Genomic DNA, 820 nt, shown 5'->3' with positions numbered 1-820 from the left:
CCGTGCCTGGCCAGCAGCGATCTGTAGATTGCGCTCGCATATTGGCTGCCGCGATCGGAGTGAGCGATCAGGCCAGGCGGCGGTTGACGCTGCGCGACGGCCATCTGCATCGCGCTGCACACCAGCTCTGCAGGCATGTTTGGGGCCATCGCCCAACCCACGATCTTGCGCGAGAACAAGTCCAGCACCACGGCCAGATAGAGCCAGCCGCTGCGCGTTCCTATGTAGGTAATGTCGGCGACCCAGGCGGTATTCACAGCCTGCGGTTCAAACTGACGGTTCAACACATTTTCAGCGATTGGCAGGTCATGCTTGCTGTCGGTCGTATGCACAAACTTAGGTTTCCACGCCGAGCGCAAACCATGGGCTCGCATCAGGCGGCGGACTTTATAGCGGCCTATTTCCATGCCCTTGGCCCGCAGAGCCTTGGTTAAAGAGCGGCTGCCGGAGCAGCCGTCGCTCACGGCAAACGATGCCTTGAGCTGCGCGACAATGGGACAACTGAGCCGAACAGGTGCTTGTGCACGCTTACGGGCCTCGTAAAAACCTGATCGACTGACGTTCAGCAGACGACAGACATGCGCCACCGGATAAGCCTTCTGTTGCAGTTGCCGAACAAGCCGATACGTCACTTCAGTTCGCGGGCAAAGAAGGCGGTAGCCTTTTTTAGGATGTCGTTGTCCATCTTGAGCTGCCGGTTTTCCTGCTCCAGCTGCCGAATGCGCTGTTGCTCAGCCGTCAGCGGGTTTCCTATCCCGGCCTGGCCCAACTGCTCGGCGTCGTATTGGCGGATCCACCGTCGTACGGCCGTCTCACCGAG

General features: G+C 59.6%; 1 pseudogene. It reads right to left on the bottom strand.

Annotated features, from left to right (window positions below):
• Window positions 1-820, bottom strand: a pseudogene (locus IFT99_RS26020) (IS3 family transposase); the annotation flags it as partial.

Source organism: Pseudomonas sp. CFBP 8772, assembly GCF_014841665.1.
In the GTDB taxonomy this organism is placed as follows: domain Bacteria; phylum Pseudomonadota; class Gammaproteobacteria; order Pseudomonadales; family Pseudomonadaceae; genus Aquipseudomonas; species Aquipseudomonas graminis_B.
The sequence above is the reverse complement of the archived record's forward strand: the minus strand, read 5'-3'. Positions and strand labels throughout refer to the sequence as shown.